The following is a 22,781-nucleotide window of genomic DNA, read 5'->3' as shown; positions in this document are numbered from 1 at the left end:
TTTTTTTCCGCCTCTCACTCACTCTAAACCACACTGACCATGCTGCTCATTCCCGCCATCGACCTGAAAGACGGTCACTGCGTACGCCTGAAACAAGGCGATATGGAACTTGCCACCGTATTTTCCGAAGACCCGGCCGAGATGGCCCGCCATTGGCTGATGCAGGGCGCGCGCCGGCTGCACCTGGTCGACCTGAACGGTGCCTTTGCCGGCAAGCCGAAGAACGAAGGCGCCGTGAAAGCCATCCTGCAAGCGGTGCAGGACTTTGCCGTGGAAAACGACATCGAGGAAATCCCCGTGCAGCTGGGCGGCGGCATCCGCGACCTCGACACCATCGAGCGCTACCTGGACGCGGGCATCAGCTACGTCATCATCGGCACGGCGGCCGTGAAAAGCCCCGGCTTCCTGCATGACGCGTGCAGCGCCTTCCCCGGCCACATCATCGTCGGCCTCGACGCCAAGGATGGCAAGGTGGCAACGGATGGCTGGAGCAAGATGTCCGGCCACGAAGTGATCGACCTGGCGAAGAAATTCGAGGCCTACGGCGTCGAATCGATCATCTACACGGACATCGGCCGCGACGGCATGATGGGCGGCATCAACATCGAAGCCACCGTCAAGCTGGCGCAAGCCGTCAAGATTCCCGTCATCGCCTCGGGCGGCCTGCACAACATCGGCGACGTGGAAGCGCTGTGCGCCGTCCAGGCCGAAGGCATCGAAGGCGTGATCTGCGGCCGTTCCATCTATGAAGGCACGATCGACCTGGCGCAGGCGCAGGAACGCGCCGACGAACTGACCGACGCCGCCGTTTAAGCCAGCCTGGCCGGGGCGTGCGCGTGCATGCCCGGGCCTGGCGACAATCTGGATACCATCATGCTTGCAAAACGTATCATCCCCTGCCTCGACGTGACGAATGGCCGCGTCGTCAAAGGCGTCAACTTCACGGAACTGCGCGACGCGGGCGATCCCGTGGAAATCGCCCGCCGTTATGACGAGCAGGGCGCCGATGAAATCACTTTCCTCGATATTACCGCCTCGAGCGACAACCGCGGTTTGATCTTCGACATCATCGAAGCGGTGGCGTCGCAAGTGTTCATCCCGCTGACGGTGGGCGGCGGCGTGCGCGTCGTGGAAGACGTGCGCCGCCTGCTCAACGCGGGCGCCGACAAGGTCAGCATCAACACCTCGGCCGTGACGAACCCGCAGCTGGTGTTTGAGGCATCGCAAAAGCACGGTTCGCAATGCATCGTCGTGGCCATCGACGCCAAGCAGGTGTCGCCCGGCAAGTGGGAAGTATTTACCCACGGCGGGCGCAATGCCACGGGCCTGGACGCCTTCGAATGGGCGCGTAAAATGGAAAGCCTGGGGGCCGGTGAAATTTTGCTGACCAGCATGGACCGCGACGGCACCAAGGTGGGCTTCGACCTGGGCCTGACGCGGGGCGTGTCCGATGCCGTCAGCATTCCCGTCATCGCCTCGGGCGGCGTGGGCGGCTTGCAGGACCTGGTCGATGGCATCAAGGTGGGCCGCGCGGATGCCGTGCTGGCCGCCAGCATCTTCCACTATGGCCAGCACACGGTGCAGGAAGCCAAGCGGTTCATGGCGCAGCAGGGCATACCCATGCGCCTGGCGTAAACAAAGGATGGAAGCAGGTAGAACACTATGCAAAACGGAACTATCGTAGCGAGCAATGCCAAGTGGCTGAAAAAGGTCAAGTGGGACGAACACGGCCTCGTGCCCGTGATCGCGCAGGAAGCGGGCAGCAATGACGTGCTGATGTTTGCCTGGATGAACCGCGACGCCCTGGCGCGCACGGTGGAGCTGGGCGAAGCCGTGTACTGGAGCCGTTCGCGCAAGAAACTGTGGCACAAGGGCGAAGAGTCCGGCCACACGCAAAAGGTGCTGGAAATCCGCCTCGATTGCGACGAAGACGTGGTCTTGCTGAAAATCGAGCAGGCCGGCGGCATCGCCTGCCATACGGGCCGCCACTCGTGCTTCTTCCAGAAGTTCGAAGGCGACGAGAAAACGGGCGAATGGCAAGTCACCGACCCCGTGCTGAAAGATCCTGACACGATTTACGCGGAAACCAAGAAATGAGTGAAACTTTAAAGCGCCTGGCCGCCGTGATCGAATCGCGCAAGCTGGCCAATGGCGGCGATCCGGCCACTTCCTACGTGGCGCGCCTGTTTGCCAAGGGTGACGATGCCATCTTGAAAAAAATCGGCGAAGAGGCGACGGAAACCGTGATGGCGGCCAAGGATGCGCGGCGCGACAACGACCCGTCCAAAGTGCTGTACGAGTGCGCCGACCTGTGGTTCCATTCCCTCGTGATGCTGGCGCAGTTCGACCTGACGCCGCAGCAGGTGCTCGACGAGCTGGCGCGCCGCGAAGGCCTGTCCGGACTGGAAGAAAAGGCGGCGCGCAAGGATGAATTGCGTGATGCGGGCGAAGCGGACAAACACTGACTGACTGGAGCGTACGTGGATAACTGTATTTTTTGCAAGATTGCTGCTAAGAAAATTCCTTCGACTATCGTCTACGAGGACGAGGACTTGCTGGCCTTCAAGGACATCAACCCGGCCGCACCCGTGCACCTGCTGCTGATCCCGAAGCGCCACGTGGCCAGCCTGTCCGACTGCGACGACAGCCATACGGAGGTGCTGGGCAAGCTGCTGCGCCTGGCGCCGAAGCTCGCCGCCGAGTTCGGCTGCGCCGTCAGCTATGACGCCGACGGCGTGCCGTCGGGCGGTTTCAAGACCATGATCAACAGCGGCCCGAACGGAGGGCAAGAGGTGTATCACCTGCACCTGCACGTGTACGGCGGTCCCCGTCCCTGGCGCGGTCAGCACTGATTTCGCCGTGTGCGGGGTTCGCGTGTATACTACCCGCATTGGTTGACGCTATTCGGGCACCGGCCCGCAAGGAGAATGTGATGGGTTCATTGAGTATTTGGCACTGGCTGATCGTTCTGGTCATTGTGATGCTGGTCTTCGGCACCAAGAAACTGGGCAATATCGGCGGTGATATCGGCAAGGCCGTCAAAGGCTTCAAGGATGGCGTCAAGGGCGACGAGGATGCCCCGGCAGCCAATACCCCTCCTGCTGCGCCATCGCAAGTGGCCGACAAAAGCACCATCGACGTCGAGACGAAAGAGAAAAACAAGTTCTGATAGCGTGGCGGGGCGCTTGCCTCGTCCGGTAACAGCCCTTGTCCGCTTATGATCGATCTCGGTCTCTCTAAAATCGCCATCATCGGCGTGGTCGCACTGATAGTCATCGGTCCTGAAAAGCTGCCGAGAGTGGCGCGCATGGCCGGCACCCTGTATGGCCGCGCGCAACGCTACCTGAACCAGGTGAAATCCGAAGTCACGCGCGAAATCGAGCTGGAAGAGCTGAAAAACCTGCAGAAGGAAGTGCAGGATGCGGCCCATTCCGTCAAGCAAAGCGTGGAGAAATCCATGCATGGCGTGGAAAACTCGATTTCCGGCAATCTGGCCGAGGTGGAAAGCGCCTGGCGCGGCGATGCAAGTACATATGACGATGGGCAACACGACGCCCATGAAGCCATGCTGCGCGCCACCAACGATGACCTGGCCCGCAAGGCACGCGAATTCCGCCGCAAGAAGCTGGTGCGCAATTCCGCCATCCCCGGCTGGTACAAGCAGCGCCACGGCGGCAAGCTGCACGTGCAGTCGGCGGCGGCCCGCGTGGCGCGCTTCCGTCCGCGTGCCAGTTCCTCCTCCTTTTACTCATGAGTAGCAAATCCCCGGTGGAAGAAACCTTTATCTCGCATCTGGTCGAGCTGCGCAACCGCCTGGTCAAGGCTTCGATCGGCTTCGCCATCGTCTGCGGCGTCCTGTTTTACTGGCCGGGCGCCTCGCACATCTACGATTTCATCGCCGCGCCCATGCTCGCTTCGCTGCCCGTCGGCTCGAAGCTGATCGCCACGGGCGTGGTGTCGCCGTTCCTGATCCCCATGAAGGTGACTTTGCTGCTGGGCTTTATCGTCTCGCTGCCATGGGTGCTGTACCAGATGTGGGCGTTTATCGCGCCCGGCCTGTACACGCATGAAAAGCGCCTGATCGCGCCGCTCGTCATCTCCTCGTCGCTGCTGTTCATGGCTGGCGTGGCCTTCTGCTATTTCTTTGTCTTTGGCCGTGTATTTCACTTCATTAGCAATTTCGCGCCCTCCTCGATCGCCGTCACGCCCGATATCGAAAACTACCTCGATTTCGTCATGTCGATGTGCCTGGCCTTTGGCGCCACCTTCGAAGTGCCCGTGGTGGTGGTGATCCTCGTGCGCATGGGCCTCGTTTCCGTCGCCAAGCTCAAGGAAGTGCGCCCCTATGTCATCGTCGGCGCCTTCGTGATCGCCGCCATCGTCACGCCGCCCGACGTGGTCAGCCAGTTTTCGCTGGCCGTCCCCATGTGGCTGCTGTTCGAACTGGGCTTGCTGGTGGCGCCCGTCTTCGTCAGGGCGACACAGGCGCCGGAAGAGGCGTCCTAGCCGGCAAGCCGGCACGCAGGAAAAAGCAGCTGTCCTTCCCCGGGCGCAGCGGCTTTTTTTATGGCGGGCCATGTTGGTGAGCGCTTACTGCAGCATCAGTCTGCTGAGGATGCCCAGGTTCAGCAGGATCAGGGTGCTCATCATCCAGTAGACGTGTTTCATGTCGGCACCCTGGCGCAAGTCCAGGCGTTCCAGGCGGGCGTCGAATTTCTGGTCCAGGGTATCGATCCTGGCGTCGAACTTCTGCTCCAGCAGATCAATCCGGGTGTCGAATTTCTGTTCCAGTGCATCGATCTTCGTGTCGAGCTTCAACTCCAGCGCATCGATCCGGGTGTCAAGTTTGAGCTCCAGTGCATCTATTTTCAGATCCAGGGCATGCGTCCTAGTATCGAGCTGCTGTGCCACCAGCTTGATTTCCCCCAGCAGATTGCGCTCCAGCGCCGCCAGTTCGCCGTGCACGACGACGGCCGAGCCCAGCACGTCGCCCAGGGCGGCCGCATGGGCTTCGGCCTGCGGCGTGGGTACGCCTGCCGAGGCGAGGCGTTTGGCGTAATCGAGGGTGTCGAACTGGACGGGCATATGCATGGACGCTCCTGACTACCACCCTAGCAGAAAAATCGGCAATTGCCAGTGAGGAGAGCGGTGGCGCCTGCCTTCATGTCAGCGTAGGACATGGCCGGCGGAGCGCTTTGCGGCGGCGCAAACGGGGGCGGAAAAGCCAAAAAAAGGGCGCCGCGGCGCCCTTTGCAAGCGGAGGATGCGTGCCCTTAATTCATCAATTCCTTGATGACTTTCACGGGCGCGCTGCCGTAGCTGAGGAATTGCTCATGGAAATCCTTCAGCACGAACTTGTTGCCCAGGGCTTGCTTGCGCTGTTCGCGCAAGTCCATGATTTCGCTGTAGCCGCTGAAATAGCTGGTCAGTTGCACCGAGCTCAGCTGCACGCGGCGCCATTTTTCCGTCGCTTCACGCTTGGTCTGGAAGGCCTGGCGCGTCAGCAGGTCCAGCGCCTGTGCTTCCGTCATGCCCAGCACGTGTACGCTGTAGTCGAGAATCGTATTGGTGACGCTGCGCAAGTTCCACTTCGAGTACATCAGCCACATTTCCGGCGCATTGTTGCCGTAGCCCGATTCGAGCATCATGCGCTCGCCATACACGGCCCAGCCCTCGATCATGGCGCCATTGCCGAAGATGGACTTGATCAGCGACGGCGACTTGTTGGCGTACACGAGCTGCGTGTAGTGGCCTGGGATGGCTTCGTGGATGTTGAGGATCTGCAAGATCCAGTGGTTGTATTCGCGCAAGCTGCTTTCCGCCTGCTCCGGCGTTTCACCGTCGAGCGGCGTCACGTTGTAATACGTGCGGTCCTGCGGACGGTAGGGGCCGGGCGCCTCGATGCTGGCGCCGGCCACGCCGCGCTGGTAGGCGGGCGTTTCACGCACGACGAGGGGCTTTTTCGGGTCCATGGTCAGCAGGTTGTGGCTGGTCACCCATTCCTGCAATTCCGGGATCTGGCGGCGGATCTCCGGCACGAAATCGGCGGCGGCCACGTGGTTGCTCGACAGCTTGTCGATCACCATGCCGATCTTCGCCGTGCGGTCCGCCGGCTTGGCCGTGGCGCCCATGGTTTTCACCCACAGTTCGTCGGACAGGCTGTCCATGTGCTCGAGCAGCTTCTCGCGGGCGGCCAGGGCCTTCTGGTACATCTGCTCGGCGCTCACGCTGGCCTGGATATCGTAGGCAAATTTCTGCTCGTACAGGTCCTTGCCGATGCGGAAGGAGCGCGCGTTGCCATTCTGCGCCAGCGCGGCATCCTGCTCCGTCAGCCAGGCCGCATAGCCTTGCACGGCCGTGCGGGCGGCCGTGATGCGGGCGTTGTACAGCTGTTTTTCCGTCGGCGTCAGGATGGAGCCCTGTGCCGTCTTGTTCAGGTCATCGAGCACGCTGAGCACGCCGGCGCTCTGGGCGATGGCCAGTTGCGTGTGTTCGCGCGTGGGATTGACGATGCTGGCGCGCGCGGCGACATAGTATTGCGGCACGCTGGCGATGCGCTTGAGCAAGGTGCGCAGGCGCTGCGGCTGCGACGCGTATTCCGTATTGAGGATGAAGTCGATGGTGCCGGCCACGTTGTACTGGGCGGGATTCCACTCGAATTCGCGGAAGGTGGTCAAATACCAGCGGTCCGATTGCAGTTTGTTCGTCAGCAAGGCCAGGTCGGTGCGTTGCTTGTCCGACATTTTGCTCGCATTCAGCTTGTCGAACTTGCCCAGCCACTCCTCGATGAAGGCCAGCTGTTTCTGGCGGCTGGCGGCGTCCGGAATGGTCAGGTTGGCGGCGCCGTCGTACTTGCCGGCGGCAATCGCGCTTTCCGGGTCCTGGCGCCACAGGGCGGTGAGGAACTGGCTGCCCAGATTATTCATGGCACGGTCGCTGCTGGTCTCGTTGGCTGCGACGGCGGCGGTGGCTGCCGTGGCGGCGCCGGCGACGGCGGCTTTCTTGGCGACGGTTTTTTTCTTGCTGCTGCTGGTGCTGGCCTTGCCGTGCGTTTTCTTGGCGGCGCTGGCCGGTGCCAGCGTGAAGGCCATCATCAATGCGGCGAGCGCAACTTTATTTTTTATCAGCATCGTTCATCTCTTGAATATTTGGCTGTTTGTCATTATCAGGAAAGAATAAACTGACAATATAGGCAACAAACAACTATTGAAAGGTTGGCTTTGCTTGCCAGGGCGGCCCAAAGATTAGCACTAATTGCCGCCGTTGCGCAGATTTTTGCGCTCGCGCTGCCAGCCGCGGGGGCCTAGACGACGATGGCGCTGCCGTGCAGCAGCTCCTGGTGCCGCGCATTCAGGGCCGCCACGGCATCCTTGCCGCGCGCCATGCCGGTGGCATGGATTTCGATGTCCTGCGTGTAGCGCTGGCTGACGCGCACCGTATAGGACTGGAACAGCCAGCTCCAGAAGTTGGTCTCGTAGACGGCTTCATCCATGTCGCGCCATTTGACACCCGTGAGTTTCTTTTTCCACGGCAAGATGCCGGAGGCCAGCCACACGCCCGCCTCGTCGTAGTACAGCTGGTAGCTGCGCGTCGTCAGCAGGCGGTAGCCGACGATGAGGGCCGAGCCGACCAGCACGACGAAGGCGGCCCGCGTGTTGTACTTGAAGGCCAGCGGCAGGGCGGCAAAGAACAGCAGCACGGCAATGAGGAAGGTGCTGACATAGGCGGTCCAGGATTTGCCGCACAAGAAGGTGGCGCGCTGGCCCGCGCTGGTGGCGATGTAATCGGTCATGGCAAGGCATCAAGACAGGGAAAAAGGATGATCGCACGGAACGCGGCGGTGCCGCTTATTTTTTCGATCTCATTGCTTCAAGCCCTCCTGCAGCATGCCCAGCATGTCGCCCGCCGACATGCGCGCGGCCGCGTCGCTGCCTTCCAACAGGCTGTCGGCCAGGTCGCGCTTGTGCTGGTGCAACTCGACGATGCCTTCCTCGATCGTGTGCCTGGCCACCAGGCGATAGATGGTGACGGGACGCAACTGTCCCATGCGGTGGGCACGGTCGGAGGCCTGGTCTTCCACGGCGGGATTCCACCACGGGTCCATGTGGATCACGTAGTCGGCCGCCGTCAGATTGATGCCCATGCCGCCCGCTTTCAGGCTGATCAGGAAGACGTCGCCTTCGCCCGCCTGGAAGGCGTCCACGCGGCGCTTGCGCTCCTGCATGGGCGTGCTGCCATCGAGATACTGGTAACTCACGCCATGCTGCTCCAGGTGCTGGCGGATGAGGCTCAGATGGTCGACGAACTGGCTGAAGACGAGCACCTTGTGGCGGTTTTCCAGCAAGCCCGACAGCAACTGCGCGAAGGCCGCCAGCTTGCTGCTGGCCAGGCCCAGTTCCGGCGCCACCAGCTGCGGATTGCAGCAGGCGCGGCGCAGCTTCATGATTTCCGCCAGGATCTGGATGGCCTTTTTCGACGCCGGCCCTTCCACCATGGCCAGCTTTTCCAGCGCTTCGCGGCGCAGGGATTCGTACAGCGCCGTTTCCTGCGGCGACAGTTCCACTTCCAGCACGATTTCCGTGCGCGATGGCAACTCCGATAGCACTTGCGTCTTCGTGCGGCGCAGGATGAACGGGGCGATCAAACGGCGCAGGCGCAGCCGCGCGCCGGCTGCCGCCCGCTTGTCCTGATCTTTCTCAATGGGCCCGGCAAAGCGCAAATTAAACTGGTCGAGGGTGCCCAGCAAACCGGGATTAATAAAGCGGAACAGATTCCACAATTCGCCCAGGTGGTTTTCCAGCGGCGTGCCACTGGCCACCATGCGGAAGTCGCCCTGCAGCGCCATCACGGCTTGCGAGCGCTTGGTGGCGCCGTTCTTGATGGCCTGCGCTTCGTCGAGCACGATCGTATGCCAGCGCACGTCCGCGAACAGCTGGGCTTCCTGCTGCAGCAAGCCATAGCTGGCCACCACCAGGTCGAAGGGCTGCAATGTTTCCAGCATGTCGGCGCGGTCGCCGCTGCCGAACAGTTTCACGTTCAGGGTGGGCGCGAAGCGCTTGGCCTCGCTGATCCAGTTCAGGCACACGGAGGTGGGCGCGACGACGAGGGTGGGACCGTTGGGCGCGCGCGCGAGGATCAGCGCCAGCGCCTGCAAGGTTTTACCCAGGCCCATGTCGTCGGCCAGGCAGGCGCCCACGCCCCAGTGCGCCAGGCGCGCCAGCCACTCGTAGCCGGCCAGCTGGTAGTCGCGCAAGTCCGCCTGCAGGGTGCTGGGCAGCTGCGGCTGATAGTCGTCGAGGGCGCGCAGGCGCAGCAAGTGTTCGCGCCACAGTTTATCGGCCTTGACGCCGCCCGCATCGTTGGCCAGCTCTTCCAGCGCGAAGGCGGCCAGCGGGTGGATGTGCACGCCATCGGCATGCGCTTCGCCATACGCGGCCAGCTCGGACAGGCGGCGGTGCAATTCGTCGCTGAGGGCGAGGAACTGGTTGTCGCCCAGGGCCACGAAGCGGCTTTTATTGTTCTGCATCAAGTCGAGCAGGGCGCGCAAATCCATCACCTTGTCTTCGTCGATCTGCACTTCGCCGCTGGCGGCAAACCAGTCCTTCTCGCTCTTGATATTCAGGCGCATCTGGCCGCTGTCGATGCGTTTCGACACGCGCATGGTTTCGCCCTCGGGCCAGGCCAGGACCATGCCGGCGGGGTCCAGCGCCTGCAGTTCCACCAGCAGCTGCAGGCCCAGCGCAGGCTGGCCCAGCAGCCACTCGCCGTGCTCTTCTTCCGCCTCTTCCAGCACCAGGCAGCGGCCGATGAGCTGGCGCTGCGCTTCGCGTTCCCCGTTCAGGTCGCGCCGCGCCTGCACGGCCCGGCCCGCCACGTCGGCAAACACGCTTTCGGCGCCGCTGCCCGGTGCGTAATAGGCGCCGTTGTCGCGCAGCGGACGCACGAGAATCTGCATCTTGAGGCCCTGCTGATATGGCAGCAGGTGCACGTGCAGGCGGTGGTCGGCCGTGATGGCTTCCGCGTCGCCCGCGCCGCCGCCGATGTCCGACTGCACGGTGACCATGGACGAGATGGCGCCGATGGCCTGCAGCACCTGTTTTTCCGCGTGCAGGGGCACGGACAGGCCCAGGCCCACGATGGCGCCGATGCGCCGGTGTTCGTCGAGGATGTGCACCACGCGCAGGCGCGTCGGCGTCTCGCGCTGCACCACGACACTGCTGCCGTTGTCGGGCAGGGGCGGCTGCATGCCCAGCCACAGCTGCCCCTCGTGCGACTTGATGAGGAGCTCGGGCGCGCCGGCGATCAGTTCCACGCGCGTGTCGGGGTGGTCGAGCCAGAAGACGAGCGGGTGGCCGACGAGCAGCACGGCGGCCTTGTCCAGCTCCACTTCATAGCGGGGCGCCGACGAATAGTATTGTTTGAATGGCGCGATGCTGCCGGCCGCGCGCGCGTCCTGCGGCGTGAGGAAATCGATGTCGCCCGCCTCCTCGGCCAGGCGTTTCAGGCCCATGGCGCGGCCCTTGCTCCAGCCGCCGCGCGCATCGCGCTTCTGCTCGCGTACTTCCACGGCCGTCAGGCCGAAGCGCGGGTCGAACGCCACCAGCCACACGAGGCGCGAGACGCCGCCGGCGGCCTCGGCGGGCGCATTCTGCTGCAGGTTGATGAGGGCGCTCAGCTGGCGCTGCCACGCTTCCTGGCGCTCGAACCACGGCGCCATGTCCGTCAAGCCATGCTGCGCCCGCTTCGAGGTGGCGTAGCGTTCCTGCTGCGGCTCGCCCATGAGGCCCAGCAAGCCGGCCGCCTGCGCCGCGATCAGCTCGTAGCCGGCCGCGTCCGCCTGTTGCACCAGCGCGTGCAGCTGCGGCTTGCGTTCGCTCAATTGCGGCAGGGCCAGCCAGTAGTACAGCAGGGCCTGGAACAGTTGCGCCTGCAGCGCCGTTTCCCAGTTGCGCGTGGGGATGGCGTCCGCCTGCAGCACGCCGGCGCGCACCAGGCGCAGGGTATTGAGCTGCTGGTAGACGAGGCTGTCGTGGTTCGGCTGCGCGTGCAGGGCGATATCGAGGTAGGTTTCCGCGCTTTTCAGCAGCTTGGCGTCATTGCTGCGCAGCAAGGCCAGCACGTACAAATGGCCGCCGATGCCCGTGAAGCACAGCTTGCGCTTGCCTGCCTCCTTGCGCAGCCCCTTCAGGGCCGTCTCGAAGCCCGCCACGGCGTGCGCATGTTCGCCGCGCAACAGGGCGATGCTGCTGTCGATAAACAGCACCTGCGGCCCCTGCTGGCCCGCCAGGTAGCGGGCGGCCGTGTCGAGTTCGCCGCACAGCAGGGCGTCCTCGGCCAGGGCCAGCGGCAGGGCCCCGCCGATGTGGTCGCCGGCCGCCGCCTGGCGCGCATGGTGGGCGCGCGCATAGGCGCGGATGGCGTGCGCCGTGCCCGGCTCGCGGGGGGCGTTGCCCAGCAGCACGGCGAGGATGTCATCCTGCAGTTGGGGCATGACGAAGGACAACATTTCCGGCTCGAACGGGCGGCCGAAAATCTCGATCAGCGGATGCAGCTGCTGCGCTTCATAGCAGGCCATGCAGGCAGCCAGGATGGCGGCCACGTGGCGCACCTCGTCGTTGCGCAAGAGGGCGATGCGCAGGCGCGCCACGCCCTGCCGGTAGCTGCGCAGCTCCACATAGCCATCCCAGTTGCGCCGCACGGGATTGATCAGTTCGATCGCCTGGCACAGGTCGCGGAACACCAGGTGCTCGATGGCGGCGCGCATGGCGGGCCAGCGCAGCTTCGCCTCGCAGGCAAAGCCGCGCCCGACGATCTCCGACGCCAGTGCCAGCCGCGTCAGGCGCTGCAGCATGTGCGTCACCGTCAGCAGGCTGAACGGCGTGCCGTCCGGCTCGACGACATTTGCCCGCTGCAAGTGCTCGTACACGGCATGCTTGCCCACCGGCTCGCCCGTGATCGCCAGCAGGGCCAGGATCATCTGCTCGTGCCGCTCCAGCGCGGCGAATTCGTCCAGCAGGTGCTGGTCTGCGTGCGCTTCCGTCATGCAGGCAGGTTGGCGATATGCACGGGCGGCTCGCCGGCCGCCACGGGCAGGCCGAACACGCGCTGGTAGAAATACAGTTCCGCTTCCAGCGTGCGCGCGATGTTTTCCGCCTTGCGGAAGCCGTGGCCCTCGCCTTCCAGGGGCACGTAGGCGACGGGCACGCCGCGCGCCTGCAGGGCGTCGACCATCAGCTGCGACTGCTGCGGCGGCACCACCTTGTCGTCGAGGCCCTGGAAGAAGATCATCGGGCGCGACAGCCTGTCCGTGTGGTGGATGGGCGAGCGCTCGCGGTACAGCGCCTCGGCCTCGGGCTGCGAAGCGATCAGGTAGTCCGTGTAGCGCGATTCGAACTTGTGCGAATCGTTGTCCAGGCCTTGCAGGTCGGACACGCCATAGTAGCTGGCGCCCGCCTTGAAGACGTCGTGGAAGGTCAGGGCGCACAGGGTCGTCAGGCCGCCCGCGCTGCCGCCGCGCACGATCAGGCGCTCGGGGTCGGCCAGGCCGTTGGCCGCCAGGTAGCGCGCGCCGGCGATGCAGTCTTCCACGTCGACGATGCCCCATTGCCCGCGCAAGGCATCGCGGTATTCGCGGCCGAAGCCGCTGCTGCCGCCGTAGTTGACGTCGAGCACGCCGATGCCGCGGCTGGTCCAGTACTGCGTAGCCAGTTTCAAGGTGTTGCTGGCCATGCTGGTGGGCCCGCCGTGGCTGATGACGATGACGGGCGGCAAGGTGCCGGCCGGCGCCTGCACGTCATCGTTTTTCGGCGGATAAAAGAAGGCGTGGGCCGTGCGGCCATTGCTGCTAGGAAAGCTCAAGCTGCGGGGCACGGACAGGTAGGCGAGCGCGGGCAATTGCGTGATCGACTGCGCCAGCACTTCCAGCTCGTGGTTCGATAGATCGATGCGCGCCAGTTCCAGCGCGATGGTGGGGCTGCCGCCCAGCAAGGCGACGAAGCCGGGTCCCACGCGCAGTTCGCGGATTTCCTGGTAGGGGTGGGGTATCGGCTCCAGCTTGGCCGCCGCCACGTTCAGCCGGGCCAGGTAGCTGACGCCGGCCTGGATGTAGGTACAGACGAGCTCGTCGTCGGACAGGAAACCGTACATGCTGCCGCCGAAGGTCCAGTGCGGCGTGGCAAATTCCGCTTCCATCGGGCACAGCGCCTCGATGTCGCCGCCGTGCAGGCGGTACAGATTCCACCAGCCGCTGCTGTCGGAAACGAAGTGCAGCAAGCCGTTCGGCGACCATTCCGGCTGGCAGATGGACTCGCGCGCGCCGCCGGCGATCAGGCGCGGCGAACCGAGGCTGCCGTCCGGGTGCACGTCGGCCAGCCACAGTTCCGTGCCCTGCCACGGCAGGCGCGGGTGGTCCCAGCTGATCCAGGCCAGCTGGCTGCCGTCCGGCGACAAACGCGGCGCCGCATAAAAGTCGTGGCCGCGCGCCAGCACCGTTTCGCGCCCGTCGAAGCCGACGGCCGCCAGGCTGTTTTCCGGATGCGCATGGCCCTCTTGCGGATGTTGTTCGCGCACGGCGACCAGGCGGGCACGGGCCGCATCGACGACGAAGTCCGCATGGCGCGTGTTGCCGCCCGCGGTGAAGGGGACCGGCGCGGCGTCTGCCGTCACGCGGTACAGGCGGTTGTCGGCGAAATGCGAAAAGATCACGTCGTCGCCGTCGACGGCGTAGGCGCCGCCGCCGTATTCATGCACGCGGGTGCGCACATTGAAGGGCGCCGGCGTGAGTTCATCGACGCGCGCGCCGCGCTGGCGCAGCAGGGTATTGCGGCCCGCCTCGCTGGCGCGGCCTGCCAGCCAGTACACGTCGCCGCCATCGGTGCCGCCCAGGGCCAGCTGCGTCAGCGGCGAGGCGCCCGCGGCGACGACGGCGGCGCTGATCGGCGAGGGCCAGGTGCCGTAGGGGGCGCTCAGGGCGGATGGGCTGGATGCGGTCGATGTCATGCGGGCTCCGTGTAGTGGGGGGATCAAGGGCCGCCAGGCAGGGTCAGGGCGCGTGGCAGCGTGCATCATCATAATGGAAGGGCAGGCGCAGTGAAAGCCATGGCGTGCACGGCAAATGCTGCAAAGCCGCACCGGAATCAATGAAATGGCGGCGATTGGATGCGATAATACCGCTTCTCCAAGCTATTGATTGCCTTCCATGCCACAATTTGCTCCGCTCCAGAACGATACTTTCCTGCGCGCCCTGCTGCGCCAGCCGACCGAGCATACTCCCGTCTGGCTGATGCGCCAGGCCGGCCGCTACCTGCCCGAATACCGCGCCACGCGCGAGCGGGCCGGCTCCTTCCTGGGCCTGGCGAAGAATCCCGATTACGCCACGGAAGTGACCTTGCAGCCCCTGGAGCGCTTCCCGCTGGACGCGGCCATCCTGTTTTCCGACATCCTGACGGTGCCCGACGCCATGGGCCTGGGCCTGTATTTCGCCGATGGCGAAGGACCGAAGTTCGAGCGTCCGCTGCGTACGGAGCAGGATGTCAAGGCGCTGCAGGTGCCGGACCTCGATTCGCTCGACTACGTTTTCAAGGCCGTCACGCAGATCCGCACGGAACTCAACGGCCGCGTGCCGCTGATCGGCTTTTCCGGCAGCCCGTGGACCCTGGCCTGCTACATGGTGGAAGGCGGCGGCTCGAAAGAGTTCCACACCATCAAGAAGATGCTGTACAACCGCCCGGACCTGATGCACCACATCCTGGCCATCAACGCCACGTCCGTGGCGCAGTACCTGAATGCGCAGATCGATGCCGGCGCGCAAGCCGTGATGATCTTCGACTCGTGGGGCGGTGCGCTGGCCGATGGTGCCTACCAGGAATTCTCGCTGGCCTACATGCAGCAAGTGGTGGCACAGCTCAAGCGCGACAAGGACGGCGTCAAGATCCCCGCCATCGTCTTCACCAAGGGCGGCGGCCAGTGGATCGAGCAGATCGCCGACATCGGCGCCGATGCCGTCGGCCTGGACTGGACCGTCAACCTCACGCGCGCGCGCCAGCTGGTGGGCCATAAAGTGGGCTTGCAGGGCAACCTCGACCCCGCCATCCTGTTCGCCAGCCCCGAGCAGATCCGCGCTGAAGTGGCGAAAGTGCTCAACGCCTTCGGCGCACCGTCTGCCGGCACGGGCCACGTTTTCAACCTGGGCCACGGCATTTCCCAGTTCACGCCGCCCGAATCGGTGGCGGCCATGGTGGAGGCCGTGCACACCATGAGCCGCGCCATGCGCAGCGGCCAATAAGCGGGCGCGCCGCCACGGCGCGCGGCGCCCGGCAGCCAGCCAAGGCAGGTTTTCCACAGGAAGCCTGCCTTTTTTCATGCCTGTCGCTTGCGGGGCAATACCGACTTATGCACAATTTTTTTTACTGCGGAAATAACAGGCAGTCAAAAAGCCATGCCCGGGGAATGCATGCAAGTATTTGATTATTAAGAAATAAAAAATGCATCACAGGCGTGGGTTTGCCGCGATGGGCAAGGTTGTTCTGTTGCCCGGCAGGCTTATAAGTTCATTGTCCACAAAGTTATCAACAGATTCTGTGGATAAAATTGAAAAGTATTTTGTTAACCGGGACTTAGCGCCGATGTTCAGGTTTCACCTGAGGTGCATGTTGCAGTGCATGATATTTAAACAATTTTTACCCGCCGCTAGCGGGTCCGCCATGCCCTGGCCCCGCAAACAGGGATTTTGCCCCCGCGTGGCAAGAAAGACATGGATTTTCGCCATGCAGATTGTGTCTATTCTTGTGTAAAAAATGCATGTATGGCTCAGTTATGCACAGAAGGGCGGAAAGTCCCGTGATTTTTCACCTTCTTGGACACTATTTTTAAGTCATTGATTTTAAATGATTTAATTTTATTGCGTGCCCCCTTGACGGCGATCAAAATTTTCTATCCACATTATTCCCGGAGTTAATTTTGCTTTGTCCACAAAGTTATCCACAGACATCCGCCCGCCCTGGGGCGGTTTTTTTTCCTGGGTAAAGGAGTGCGTATTTTCCTGTAGACAAACACTAGTTCCCTGCGTACACTCGCGACTTGCAAAGAAGGCAATTTTATTAAATGGTGAACGGTGATGCGTGTCATCCTTCGCCGGCCCCGACGTAATTCCACAGCCTGGAGGTATGGTGAAGGACGAGAACGCATTCAGCGTGCAGTTGACGAGCGATACCGCCGACGCTGCCATGGTGTGCGGTATCCGTTTGCTGCTGGCCGTGTTTGCCGTCGTCATCTGCGTCGTCAATCCGGGCGGCGATGCGCGCCTGAGCGGCCTGGCCACGGTGGTCTGCGGCGCGTATGCGCTGCACAGCGCCGCCCTGTTCGCCCTGATGCTGATCCGCCTGTCGAGCATGCCCGGCAAGGCCGTCTACTGGTATGACGTGGGCTGGTTCGGCCTGATCGTGTATTACAGCGGCAGCAGCAACGGCTATGTCTTCCTGCTGTTCTTCTTCGCCATCCTGGCCGCCTCGTTCCAGTGCGGCTTTCGCGAAGGCGCGCGCGTGACCCTGCTGTCGGCCGCCGCCCTGCTGCTGGTGGCGGCGCTGGCCGAGACGCCCGAGCAGCGCTGGCACACGCTGTGGTGCACCAGCTTCCTGCTGGCGCTGGGGCACCTGATCGCCTACTGGGGCGGCATGGGCTTGCAGCAGAAGCGCCGCCTGGCCCTGCTGCGCGACGTCAGCCGCCTGTCCAATCCCCGCTTCGGCGTCAACCATTCGCTGTCGTCGGTGATGGAAAAGAGCCGCGTCTTCTTCCGCGCCAGCAGCTGCATCCTCGTGCTGCAGGATGGCGATTCCGACAAATGGCTGCTGCGCACGGCCACGGCGGCCAATGCCGGCACGGCGATCGCTCCCGTGCGCCTGAGCGCCAGCGCCATGCCGGCCCTGCTCGCCTTCGCGCCCGACCACAGCGTGCTGCATGGGAGCGCGCGGTGCTGGCCCTGGCTGGGCGGCACGCGCGTGCTGGCCCGCGGCTGCCGCAAGTGGCGGCGCTTCGGCGGCGACGCGGGCGCGCGCCTGGTCGAGCTGCTCGAGGCGCGCGCCTTCATCAGCGCTTCCTTGCGCCTGCGCAAAGGCCAGGGCCGCGTGTACCTGATGTCGTCACGGCACGGTTTCAGCAAGGACGATGCCTTGTTTCTCAAGCATATCGTGGCGCAAGTGTTTCCCATGATGGAAAACATCGAGCTGCTCGACCGCCTGGCGTCGGAAGCGGGCCAGCGCGAACGGCAGAAAATTGCCTGTGACTTGCATGACAGTACCCTGCAGCCGTATATCGGCTTGCGCCACGGCATCAGCGCCGTGCGCCAGGCGGCCGCGCCCGACAATCCCCTCGTCGATGACCTCGACAAGCTGCTGGCGATGGCCACCGAGGTGGTGGGCGACATGCGCCATTTCGTGAGCAGCCTGAACAGCGGCCAGTCGCGCAAGGAGCCGGAACTGCTGCTGGCCCTGCGGCGCCAGGCGGAGCAGGTGCGCCAGTTCTATGGCATCGACATCGCCCTGCGCGTCTCGCCCGCCATCGAGGTGAGCGACCGCCTGGCGGCCGAGGTGTTCCAGATCGTCAGCGAGGGCATCAGCAATATCCGCAAGCATACGCGCGCCCGCCATGGCGCGATCGAACTCGATTGCGAGCAGGGCTGGCTGCAGATCCTCATCGAAAACGAGGGCGACGGCGCGCCCGCCGTGCCGTTTACGCCCTCTTCGATCGCCACGCGCACCAGCGCGCTGGGCGGGCGCCTGCTGGTCAAGCGTCCCGGCGACGGCGGCACCTCGCTGCAGATTGCGATTCCCCTGTGAGCCTGCACCACGGCGCGCCGACGGGCGCCGCGCCCGCCATCCGCGTGATGCTGGTCGACGACCACAGGACCATGTTGTGGGGACTGGAAAAGCTCATCGAGGGCGCGCCGGAAATGTGCCTGGTGGGCTCGGCGGGCGACGCCGACGCGGCGCTGGCCATGGCGGCGGCCACGCGTCCGCACGTGATCGTGCTGGACCTGGACCTGGGCGGTTCCTGCTCGACGGATATCCTGCCGCGCCTGCTGGCAGACGGCGGCGCGCGGGCGCTGGTGCTGAGCGGCACGCGCAGCCAGGAATTGCTGGGCAAGGCCGTGCGGGCGGGAGCGCGCGGGGCCCTGGGCAAGGAAGCGCCGGCCGAACTGCTGCTGCAGGTGATCCGCAAGGTGCACCAGGGCGAACTGTGGCTGGAGCAGACCCTGCTCGGCTCGCTGCTGGGCGAATTGCTCGCGCCCAAGACGCCGCCGCCGCGCAATCCCGAGGAGGCGCGCATCGCCAGCCTGACGGCCAAGGAGCGCAAGATCGTCGGCATGATCATCGATGGCAACGGCGCCCTGAACAAGGACCTGGCGCAGCGCGCCTTCATCGCCGAGCACACCCTGCGCAACCACCTCAGTTCGATTTATCACAAGCTGGGCGTGAGCAACCGCCTGGAGCTGTACGTGTATGCCACGCGGCACAAGATTGGCGCCTGAGGCCTATTCGGCGAGGGCCACGCGCGTACCCTGGTAGGCGCCGTTGTAGACGGGTTTGTTGAACTCCGTCAACATGCCGCCCGTAAAGGACAGCGTGTCGGCGATCAGCATCAGGTAGGGCTGCCCTTTCAGGCCGCCGCTGCCCACCAGGTCCAGGGCCGAGGACGGGAAGTACAGCGTGCCCGCCAGCTCGCCGCTGATGCCGCCCGTGATGGCGTTCTTGCCCGTCACCCTGGCGCGGTCGCCATAGAACAGGATGCCGGCCATGGCGCCCGTCTCGGGCGCCGACAGCTTGAGCACGCCGCTGCCCGTGATCGTCACGGGACCCTGCGTATAGAACGCCACGCCGCTGCCGTTCAGGTTGACGGCACCGTCGACCGTGAAGCCGCCCTGGAGCACATAGATGCCCGGCTGGAAATTGACCGTCATGCCGCCCGATAAATGGATGCCGCCGGGATACACGCCCGGGCTCAGCGCGTGCGTGCCCGCGCCATTCAGCGTGCCGTTTGCCTGCGTGGCACCGCCGGCGGGCGCCTGCAGGCCCGCCAGCGGGTCCTGGCGCGCCGCCTGGCGCACCTGCGGCGCGGGCAAAAAGGCGCTGCCGCCGTCGTGCCGGTAGGCGGGCGATTGCACGCCGATGCTGTCGGCGCGGATGGTCATGGCGCCGCTGGCCGACAGGGTGTCGGGCACGCTGCCGTTGACGAAGATGGAGCAGTGCTCACCGGCAATTTCCCCCGCCCCCGTGACCGTCATCGCATCGGCCACGTTCTTGCTGTTGAGGGCGAGAAAACAGGTGGCGTCGGGCCGCGCGCCCGCCACCGCGCGCGCCGTCACCTGCACCGTATTGATGCCGAACAAACCCATGAAGTGCGTGGGCACGGCGTGCGCCAGGCGCACTTCCGCGTAGCCGGGGCGCGCCGCATGGGGACCGGACACGGGCGGCGTGTCCACGCGCGTGCCGCTGGCGGCGAAACCGTTCAGCGCCGCATCCCGCTTGCCGGCCGCAACCACGTCGGCCACGCCGGCCTGGCGCCGCAGTTCCAGCGCGGCCGAGATGGCGCCCGCGTCGGCCGCCGTCTGCATGCGCCGCTTGGCCAGGTAGAGGTTGCCGCTGTCGCCGGCCAGGCCGGCAAAACCCAGCAGCAGGGGCAGCAGCAGGGCGGTGGCGACGGGGATGCTGCCCCGTTGCGGGCGGGCGGAGGGGGAGGGGCGTGGGAGCAAGCGCATGGGGAGCCTGAAGGAGAGGATAACTAGTTGGAAATCATCATGCTGGCCGAGCTGTGCAGGGCGATGCCCCGCTTGCCGAACAGGGGCGTGACGGGCTGGAAGCGGTAGCGTGTCGTCACCGTGACGACCTTGCCCGGCGCGTTCTCGCCATCTTCCCAGCTGATGTCGATGGCGTCGACGCGTTGGCCGACGGCCAGGTCCTGCACGCGGGCGCGGATCAGCGCGCGCGCCTGCTCGCGGCTGTAACGTCCTTCGCTGTTGCCCAGCACGCTGCCATAGCGCGCTCCTTCGCGGCTCGCGTGCGCGATGGTGGTGTAGTTCCACGCGGCCAGGCCCAGGTTGGCGATGGCCAGCGCCAGCAGCAGGAGCAGGCCCAGGACGAGGCCAAATTCGACGGCGAAGGCGCCGCGCTGGCGCCCGTGCGGCACGGGGCGGGGGGCAGGCATGGCCATCGTCATTGCAGGCGCGCGACGGCGCTTTGCCGCAGCCGCAGCGGCTGGGAAAAGACGGGCAGCAGGGGCACGAAGGCGGCCCCCAGCTGGTAGCTGGCATGCACTTCCACGTAGGTCCACGGCGCGCTGGCGGCGCCCGCGCACGGGCCGCTGCCGCCGTACGGGCTGCCGTCGGCGCAGCGTTGCACGATGGCCACGGCGGGCAGGGGCATGCCGGGCAGGTCGGGCAGGGCGTCGCGCCGGGCGGCGGCGGCGATCAGGGCCACGTCGCGCGTGTTGCTGGCAAGGGCATATTGCATGCCGGCACGGGCCGCATGGGCCAGCGCCAGGTCCACGACATACACGCGGCCCAGGCCGGCGATGCCGAAGAAGATCAGCAGCAGGACGGGCATCAGCAGGGCCAGTTCGACGGCCGCCACGCCGCGCTGGCGCCGTACGCTGCGGGGCTCAGCTCGCATTGGCCATGGCCGGCAGCAGCTGGCGGTAGATTTGCAGGATGGCCGGCCCCATGAGCACCACCAGCAGCGAGGGAAAGATAAAGAAGATCAATGGAAACAGGAGCTTGAGCGAGATTTTCGCGGCCTGCTCCTCGGCGCCCTGGCGCCGGCGCGTGCGCAGCTGTTCCGACAGCACGCGCAGCGAGGCGCCGATGCCCGTGCCGAAGCGCTCGGCCTGGATCAGCATGGTGGCCAGGATGTCGACGTCTTCCACGCCCGTGCGCATGGCCAGGTTGCGCAGGGCCGTTTCCTTGTTGCTGCCGGCGCGCAATTCCAGCGTGACCAGGGTCAGCTCCTCGCTGACGACGGTGCTTTTCAGGGCGATCTCGGCGGCCACCCGGGCCAGCGCCGCGTCCATGCCCAGGCCCGCTTCCACGCACACCGTCATCAGGTCCAGGGCGTCGGGAAAGGTCTCGACGATGTCGCGCTGGCGGCGCTGCGCCAGGCGCGCGAGCAGCAGGTTGGGCAGGTAATAGCCGCAGGCGGCGGCCATGCTGAGGCATAGCAGCAGGCCATTGCCGCCCAGTCCGGGCCGGGCGTGCAGCAGCAGGAAAAACAGCAGGGCCGGCAAGCTGGCGGCCAGCACCGTCTTGGCGGCGAAGAACAGCAGCGGCGCGGCGGGCGCGCGCAGGCCCGCGTGCAGGAAGCGCTGGCGCAGGGGCGACGCTTCCCAGTTCTCCGTGGGCAGCGACCATTTGCCCAGCGGCACGGCCAGGCGCAGCAGGCGCGCCAGCCAGCGTCCGCCCCGCCGCGCGCCGGCGCCCATGCCGGCCTGTGCCTGCAGGCGCGCCTGCACGGCGGGCGGGCCGAACGGGCGCAGCACGAGCAGCATCAGGCCCAGGGTGGCGCAGAACGTCAGTGCCAGCAACAGCAGGTGCAGCAGTGTCATGGTGTTTCCTTCCAAAAAAATGCCGTTACAGGCGGATGCGCGTGACCTTGCGGATCACCAGGATGCCCAGGCCCATCATGGCGAGGGCCGTCGTCAGCATCTTGCGTCCGCCCGGGTCCGTGTACAGCAGGCGCAGGAAATCGGGGCTGCTCAGGTGCATCATCAGCGCCACGGCGAAGGGCATCAGCGACAAAATCCACGCCGACATGCGGCCCTCGGCCGACAAGGTGCGGATTTCGCCCAGCAGGGTCAGCCTGTCGCGGATGATGGCGCTGATGCGCCCCAGCAATTCGGCCAGGTTGCCGCCCGTTTCGCGCTGGATCAGCACGGCCACGACGAAGTAGCGCAAGTCGGTGCTGGGCACGCGGCTGGCCAGGTTGCCCAGCGCATCGGCCATGGCCACGCCGAAATTGACTTCGTCGAAGACGGCGCGCATTTCGCTGCCCAGCGGCGCGCGCAGTTCGTCGCCGACCATTTTCAGGGCCGTGGGAAAGGCGTGGCCGGCGCGCATCGAGCGGCCCATCAGGTCCAGCGCTTCCGGCAATTGCTGTTCGATGCGGGCCAGGCGGCGCTGGCGCGCGCGCAGCAGCCGCCAGCAGGGCAGGGCGACCGCCAGCGCGCCCAGGCCCGGCGCCAGGCCCAGCACGGCAGCGGCGGCCAGGCCGGCCACGCCGGCCAGCAGCGACCAGCCCAGCACCTGCGCCACGGTCCGGGTGCTGCCCGCCTGCAGCAGCAGGCGGTCCAGGGCGGCCGCCGGCGGCAGCCTTGCCAGCAGCCGCTGCAGCAGGGGCTGGCGCGACAGCAGGCGCCGCTTGCTGATCGACAAGACCGCGCCGCCGCCCGCGTCGCCGCTGGCATTGCGCACGCGCTGCGCCAGGCGTCCCGGCGCGCGGTTGCGCATGCCCCGCCACAGCAGGTACAGGCCGGCGGACAGCAGCAGGGCGGCGGCGAAGACCAAGGTACCGAAGAGAAATAATTGCGCCATGTCACAGTCCCTGCCGCGTCGGCTCGAACAGCCCCGCCGGCACGGTGATGCCGAAGGTGTGCAGGCGTTCGAGGAAACGGGGGCGAATGCCCGTCGAGGAAAAGTGGCCCAGCACGGTGCCGCCGTCGCCCACGCCCGTCTGGCGGAAGCCGAAGATTTCCTGCATGGTGATCATGTCGCCTTCCATGCCCGTGATTTCCTGGATCGA

General features: G+C 65.3%; 21 protein-coding genes and 1 pseudogene. 11 read left to right on the top strand and 11 right to left on the bottom strand.

Annotated features, from left to right (window positions below; translation table 11 throughout):
• Positions 1 to 39 precede the first annotated feature (39 nt).
• The 8 genes from hisA to tatC all read left to right on the top strand — a co-directional run bounded on the left by hisA (position 40) and on the right by tatC (position 4,506).
• Entirely contained in the window at positions 40 to 813 is a 774-nt protein-coding gene (hisA, locus tag EBS11_RS20095) for a 1-(5-phosphoribosyl)-5-[(5-phosphoribosylamino)methylideneamino]imidazole-4-carboxamide isomerase (RefSeq protein WP_092801515.1), read from the top strand.
• 60 nt (positions 814 to 873) lie between these two features.
• A complete protein-coding gene (hisF, locus tag EBS11_RS20090) occupies positions 874 to 1,635 on the top strand; it encodes an imidazole glycerol phosphate synthase subunit HisF (RefSeq protein ID WP_152255889.1) in 762 nt (253 codons plus the stop codon).
• 27 nt (positions 1,636 to 1,662) lie between these two features.
• Positions 1,663 to 2,097 carry a phosphoribosyl-AMP cyclohydrolase gene (gene hisI / locus EBS11_RS20085; protein WP_290605689.1) on the top strand — a complete coding sequence of 145 codons (435 nt, stop codon included), beginning with the start codon at positions 1,663 to 1,665 and terminating at the stop codon, positions 2,095 to 2,097.
• Positions 2,094 to 2,465: a phosphoribosyl-ATP diphosphatase gene (locus EBS11_RS20080; protein ID WP_076569447.1), complete on the top strand. Its 372-nt coding sequence runs from the start codon at positions 2,094 to 2,096 to the stop codon at positions 2,463 to 2,465. Before hisI ends, EBS11_RS20080 begins: the two co-directional genes overlap by 4 nt.
• Positions 2,466 to 2,480: 15 nt before the next feature.
• Entirely contained in the window at positions 2,481 to 2,852 is a 372-nt protein-coding gene (locus EBS11_RS20075; RefSeq protein WP_290605687.1) for a histidine triad nucleotide-binding protein, read from the top strand.
• A gap of 80 nt (positions 2,853 to 2,932) precedes the next feature.
• On the top strand, positions 2,933 to 3,169 hold the full coding sequence (tatA, locus tag EBS11_RS20070) for a Sec-independent protein translocase subunit TatA (RefSeq protein WP_290605685.1): 237 nt from the start codon (positions 2,933 to 2,935) through the stop codon (positions 3,167 to 3,169).
• Between the two features lie 48 nt (positions 3,170 to 3,217).
• A complete protein-coding gene (tatB, locus tag EBS11_RS20065) occupies positions 3,218 to 3,754 on the top strand; it encodes a Sec-independent protein translocase protein TatB (protein ID WP_290605683.1) in 537 nt (178 codons plus the stop codon).
• Complete coding sequence (tatC, locus tag EBS11_RS20060; protein ID WP_290605681.1) at positions 3,751 to 4,506, top strand: twin-arginine translocase subunit TatC; 756 nt, start codon at positions 3,751 to 3,753, stop codon at positions 4,504 to 4,506. Before tatB ends, tatC begins: the two co-directional genes overlap by 4 nt.
• Before the next feature lie 84 nt (positions 4,507 to 4,590).
• Here the strand turns inward: tatC and EBS11_RS20055 are convergent, their stop codons facing one another.
• The 5 genes from EBS11_RS20055 to EBS11_RS20035 form a co-directional block, all read right to left on the bottom strand.
• The gene (locus tag EBS11_RS20055) at positions 4,591 to 5,091 is read right to left on the bottom strand and encodes a hypothetical protein (protein WP_290605679.1); all 501 of its coding nucleotides are present in this window, start codon (positions 5,089 to 5,091) and stop codon (positions 4,591 to 4,593) included.
• A gap of 182 nt (positions 5,092 to 5,273) precedes the next feature.
• Positions 5,274 to 7,127 (bottom strand): DUF885 domain-containing protein, encoded by a 1,854-nt coding sequence (locus EBS11_RS20050; protein WP_290605739.1) that lies wholly within the window; start codon positions 7,125 to 7,127, stop codon positions 5,274 to 5,276.
• 176 nt (positions 7,128 to 7,303) lie between these two features.
• Positions 7,304 to 7,792: a hypothetical protein gene (locus EBS11_RS20045; protein WP_290605677.1), complete on the bottom strand. Its 489-nt coding sequence runs from the start codon at positions 7,790 to 7,792 to the stop codon at positions 7,304 to 7,306.
• Between the two features lie 69 nt (positions 7,793 to 7,861).
• Positions 7,862 to 12,043, bottom strand: a complete 4,182-nt coding sequence (locus EBS11_RS20040) for a DEAD/DEAH box helicase (protein ID WP_290605675.1) — start codon at positions 12,041 to 12,043, stop codon at positions 7,862 to 7,864.
• Positions 12,040 to 13,998 (bottom strand): S9 family peptidase, encoded by a 1,959-nt coding sequence (locus tag EBS11_RS20035; RefSeq protein ID WP_290605673.1) that lies wholly within the window; start codon positions 13,996 to 13,998, stop codon positions 12,040 to 12,042. The genes EBS11_RS20040 and EBS11_RS20035 overlap by 4 nt, the downstream gene beginning before the upstream one ends.
• 199 nt (positions 13,999 to 14,197) lie before the next feature.
• Here EBS11_RS20035 and hemE point away from each other — a divergent pair, with 199 nt between their 5' ends.
• From hemE to EBS11_RS20020, 3 genes are all read left to right on the top strand, one after another.
• Complete coding sequence (gene hemE, locus EBS11_RS20030) at positions 14,198 to 15,283, top strand: uroporphyrinogen decarboxylase (protein ID WP_290605671.1); 1,086 nt, start codon at positions 14,198 to 14,200, stop codon at positions 15,281 to 15,283.
• Positions 15,284 to 16,163: 880 nt separating this feature from the next.
• Positions 16,164 to 17,831: a histidine kinase gene (locus EBS11_RS20025; protein WP_290605669.1), complete on the top strand. Its 1,668-nt coding sequence runs from the start codon at positions 16,164 to 16,166 to the stop codon at positions 17,829 to 17,831.
• On the top strand, positions 17,828 to 18,523 hold the full coding sequence (locus EBS11_RS20020) for a response regulator transcription factor (protein WP_290605667.1): 696 nt from the start codon (positions 17,828 to 17,830) through the stop codon (positions 18,521 to 18,523). Before EBS11_RS20025 ends, EBS11_RS20020 begins: the two co-directional genes overlap by 4 nt.
• A gap of 3 nt (positions 18,524 to 18,526) precedes the next feature.
• Here the strand turns inward: EBS11_RS20020 and EBS11_RS20015 are convergent, their stop codons facing one another.
• The 6 genes and pseudogenes from EBS11_RS20015 to EBS11_RS19990 all read right to left on the bottom strand — a co-directional run.
• Positions 18,527 to 19,750 carry a pilus assembly protein TadG-related protein gene (locus EBS11_RS20015; RefSeq protein WP_290605665.1) on the bottom strand — a complete coding sequence of 408 codons (1,224 nt, stop codon included), beginning with the start codon at positions 19,748 to 19,750 and terminating at the stop codon, positions 18,527 to 18,529.
• A 23-nt stretch (positions 19,751 to 19,773) separates the two neighbouring features.
• Positions 19,774 to 20,196 carry a TadE/TadG family type IV pilus assembly protein gene (locus tag EBS11_RS20010; RefSeq protein ID WP_290605663.1) on the bottom strand — a complete coding sequence of 141 codons (423 nt, stop codon included), beginning with the start codon at positions 20,194 to 20,196 and terminating at the stop codon, positions 19,774 to 19,776.
• Positions 20,197 to 20,204: 8 nt separating this feature from the next.
• Positions 20,205 to 20,660 (bottom strand): TadE/TadG family type IV pilus assembly protein, encoded by a 456-nt coding sequence (locus EBS11_RS20005; RefSeq protein WP_290605661.1) that lies wholly within the window; start codon positions 20,658 to 20,660, stop codon positions 20,205 to 20,207.
• The gene (locus tag EBS11_RS20000; protein WP_290605659.1) at positions 20,650 to 21,588 is read right to left on the bottom strand and encodes a type II secretion system F family protein; all 939 of its coding nucleotides are present in this window, start codon (positions 21,586 to 21,588) and stop codon (positions 20,650 to 20,652) included. The genes EBS11_RS20005 and EBS11_RS20000 overlap by 11 nt, the downstream gene beginning before the upstream one ends.
• A 25-nt stretch (positions 21,589 to 21,613) precedes the next feature.
• A complete protein-coding gene (locus EBS11_RS19995) occupies positions 21,614 to 22,573 on the bottom strand; it encodes a type II secretion system F family protein (protein WP_290605658.1) in 960 nt (319 codons plus the stop codon).
• Position 22,574: 1 nt separating this feature from the next.
• A pseudogene (locus EBS11_RS19990) lies at positions 22,575 to 22,781 on the bottom strand (CpaF family protein); the annotation flags it as partial.

The organism is Janthinobacterium sp., from assembly GCF_009923995.1.
Taxonomy (GTDB): domain Bacteria; phylum Pseudomonadota; class Gammaproteobacteria; order Burkholderiales; family Burkholderiaceae_D; genus Janthinobacterium.
The sequence above is the reverse complement of the archived record's forward strand: the minus strand, read 5'-3'. Positions and strand labels throughout refer to the sequence as shown.

Coding starts and splice junctions, on each gene's coding strand:
- hisA (WP_092801515.1), top strand. CDS start 40: ATGCTGCTCATTCCCGCCATCGACCTGAAAGACGGTCACTGCGTACGC.
- hisF (WP_152255889.1), top strand. CDS start 874: ATGCTTGCAAAACGTATCATCCCCTGCCTCGACGTGACGAATGGCCGC.
- hisI (WP_290605689.1), top strand. CDS start 1,663: ATGCAAAACGGAACTATCGTAGCGAGCAATGCCAAGTGGCTGAAAAAG.
- EBS11_RS20080 (WP_076569447.1), top strand. CDS start 2,094: ATGAGTGAAACTTTAAAGCGCCTGGCCGCCGTGATCGAATCGCGCAAG.
- tatA (WP_290605685.1), top strand. CDS start 2,933: ATGGGTTCATTGAGTATTTGGCACTGGCTGATCGTTCTGGTCATTGTG.
- tatB (WP_290605683.1), top strand. CDS start 3,218: ATGATCGATCTCGGTCTCTCTAAAATCGCCATCATCGGCGTGGTCGCA.
- tatC (WP_290605681.1), top strand. CDS start 3,751: ATGAGTAGCAAATCCCCGGTGGAAGAAACCTTTATCTCGCATCTGGTC.
- EBS11_RS20055 (WP_290605679.1), bottom strand. CDS start 5,091: ATGCATATGCCCGTCCAGTTCGACACCCTCGATTACGCCAAACGCCTC.
- EBS11_RS20045 (WP_290605677.1), bottom strand. CDS start 7,792: ATGACCGATTACATCGCCACCAGCGCGGGCCAGCGCGCCACCTTCTTG.
- EBS11_RS20040 (WP_290605675.1), bottom strand. CDS start 12,043: ATGACGGAAGCGCACGCAGACCAGCACCTGCTGGACGAATTCGCCGCG.
- EBS11_RS20035 (WP_290605673.1), bottom strand. CDS start 13,998: ATGACATCGACCGCATCCAGCCCATCCGCCCTGAGCGCCCCCTACGGC.
- hemE (WP_290605671.1), top strand. CDS start 14,198: ATGCCACAATTTGCTCCGCTCCAGAACGATACTTTCCTGCGCGCCCTG.
- EBS11_RS20025 (WP_290605669.1), top strand. CDS start 16,164: ATGGTGAAGGACGAGAACGCATTCAGCGTGCAGTTGACGAGCGATACC.
- EBS11_RS20015 (WP_290605665.1), bottom strand. CDS start 19,750: ATGCGCTTGCTCCCACGCCCCTCCCCCTCCGCCCGCCCGCAACGGGGC.
- EBS11_RS20010 (WP_290605663.1), bottom strand. CDS start 20,196: ATGCCTGCCCCCCGCCCCGTGCCGCACGGGCGCCAGCGCGGCGCCTTC.
- EBS11_RS20005 (WP_290605661.1), bottom strand. CDS start 20,660: ATGCGAGCTGAGCCCCGCAGCGTACGGCGCCAGCGCGGCGTGGCGGCC.
- EBS11_RS20000 (WP_290605659.1), bottom strand. CDS start 21,588: ATGACACTGCTGCACCTGCTGTTGCTGGCACTGACGTTCTGCGCCACC.
- EBS11_RS19995 (WP_290605658.1), bottom strand. CDS start 22,573: ATGGCGCAATTATTTCTCTTCGGTACCTTGGTCTTCGCCGCCGCCCTG.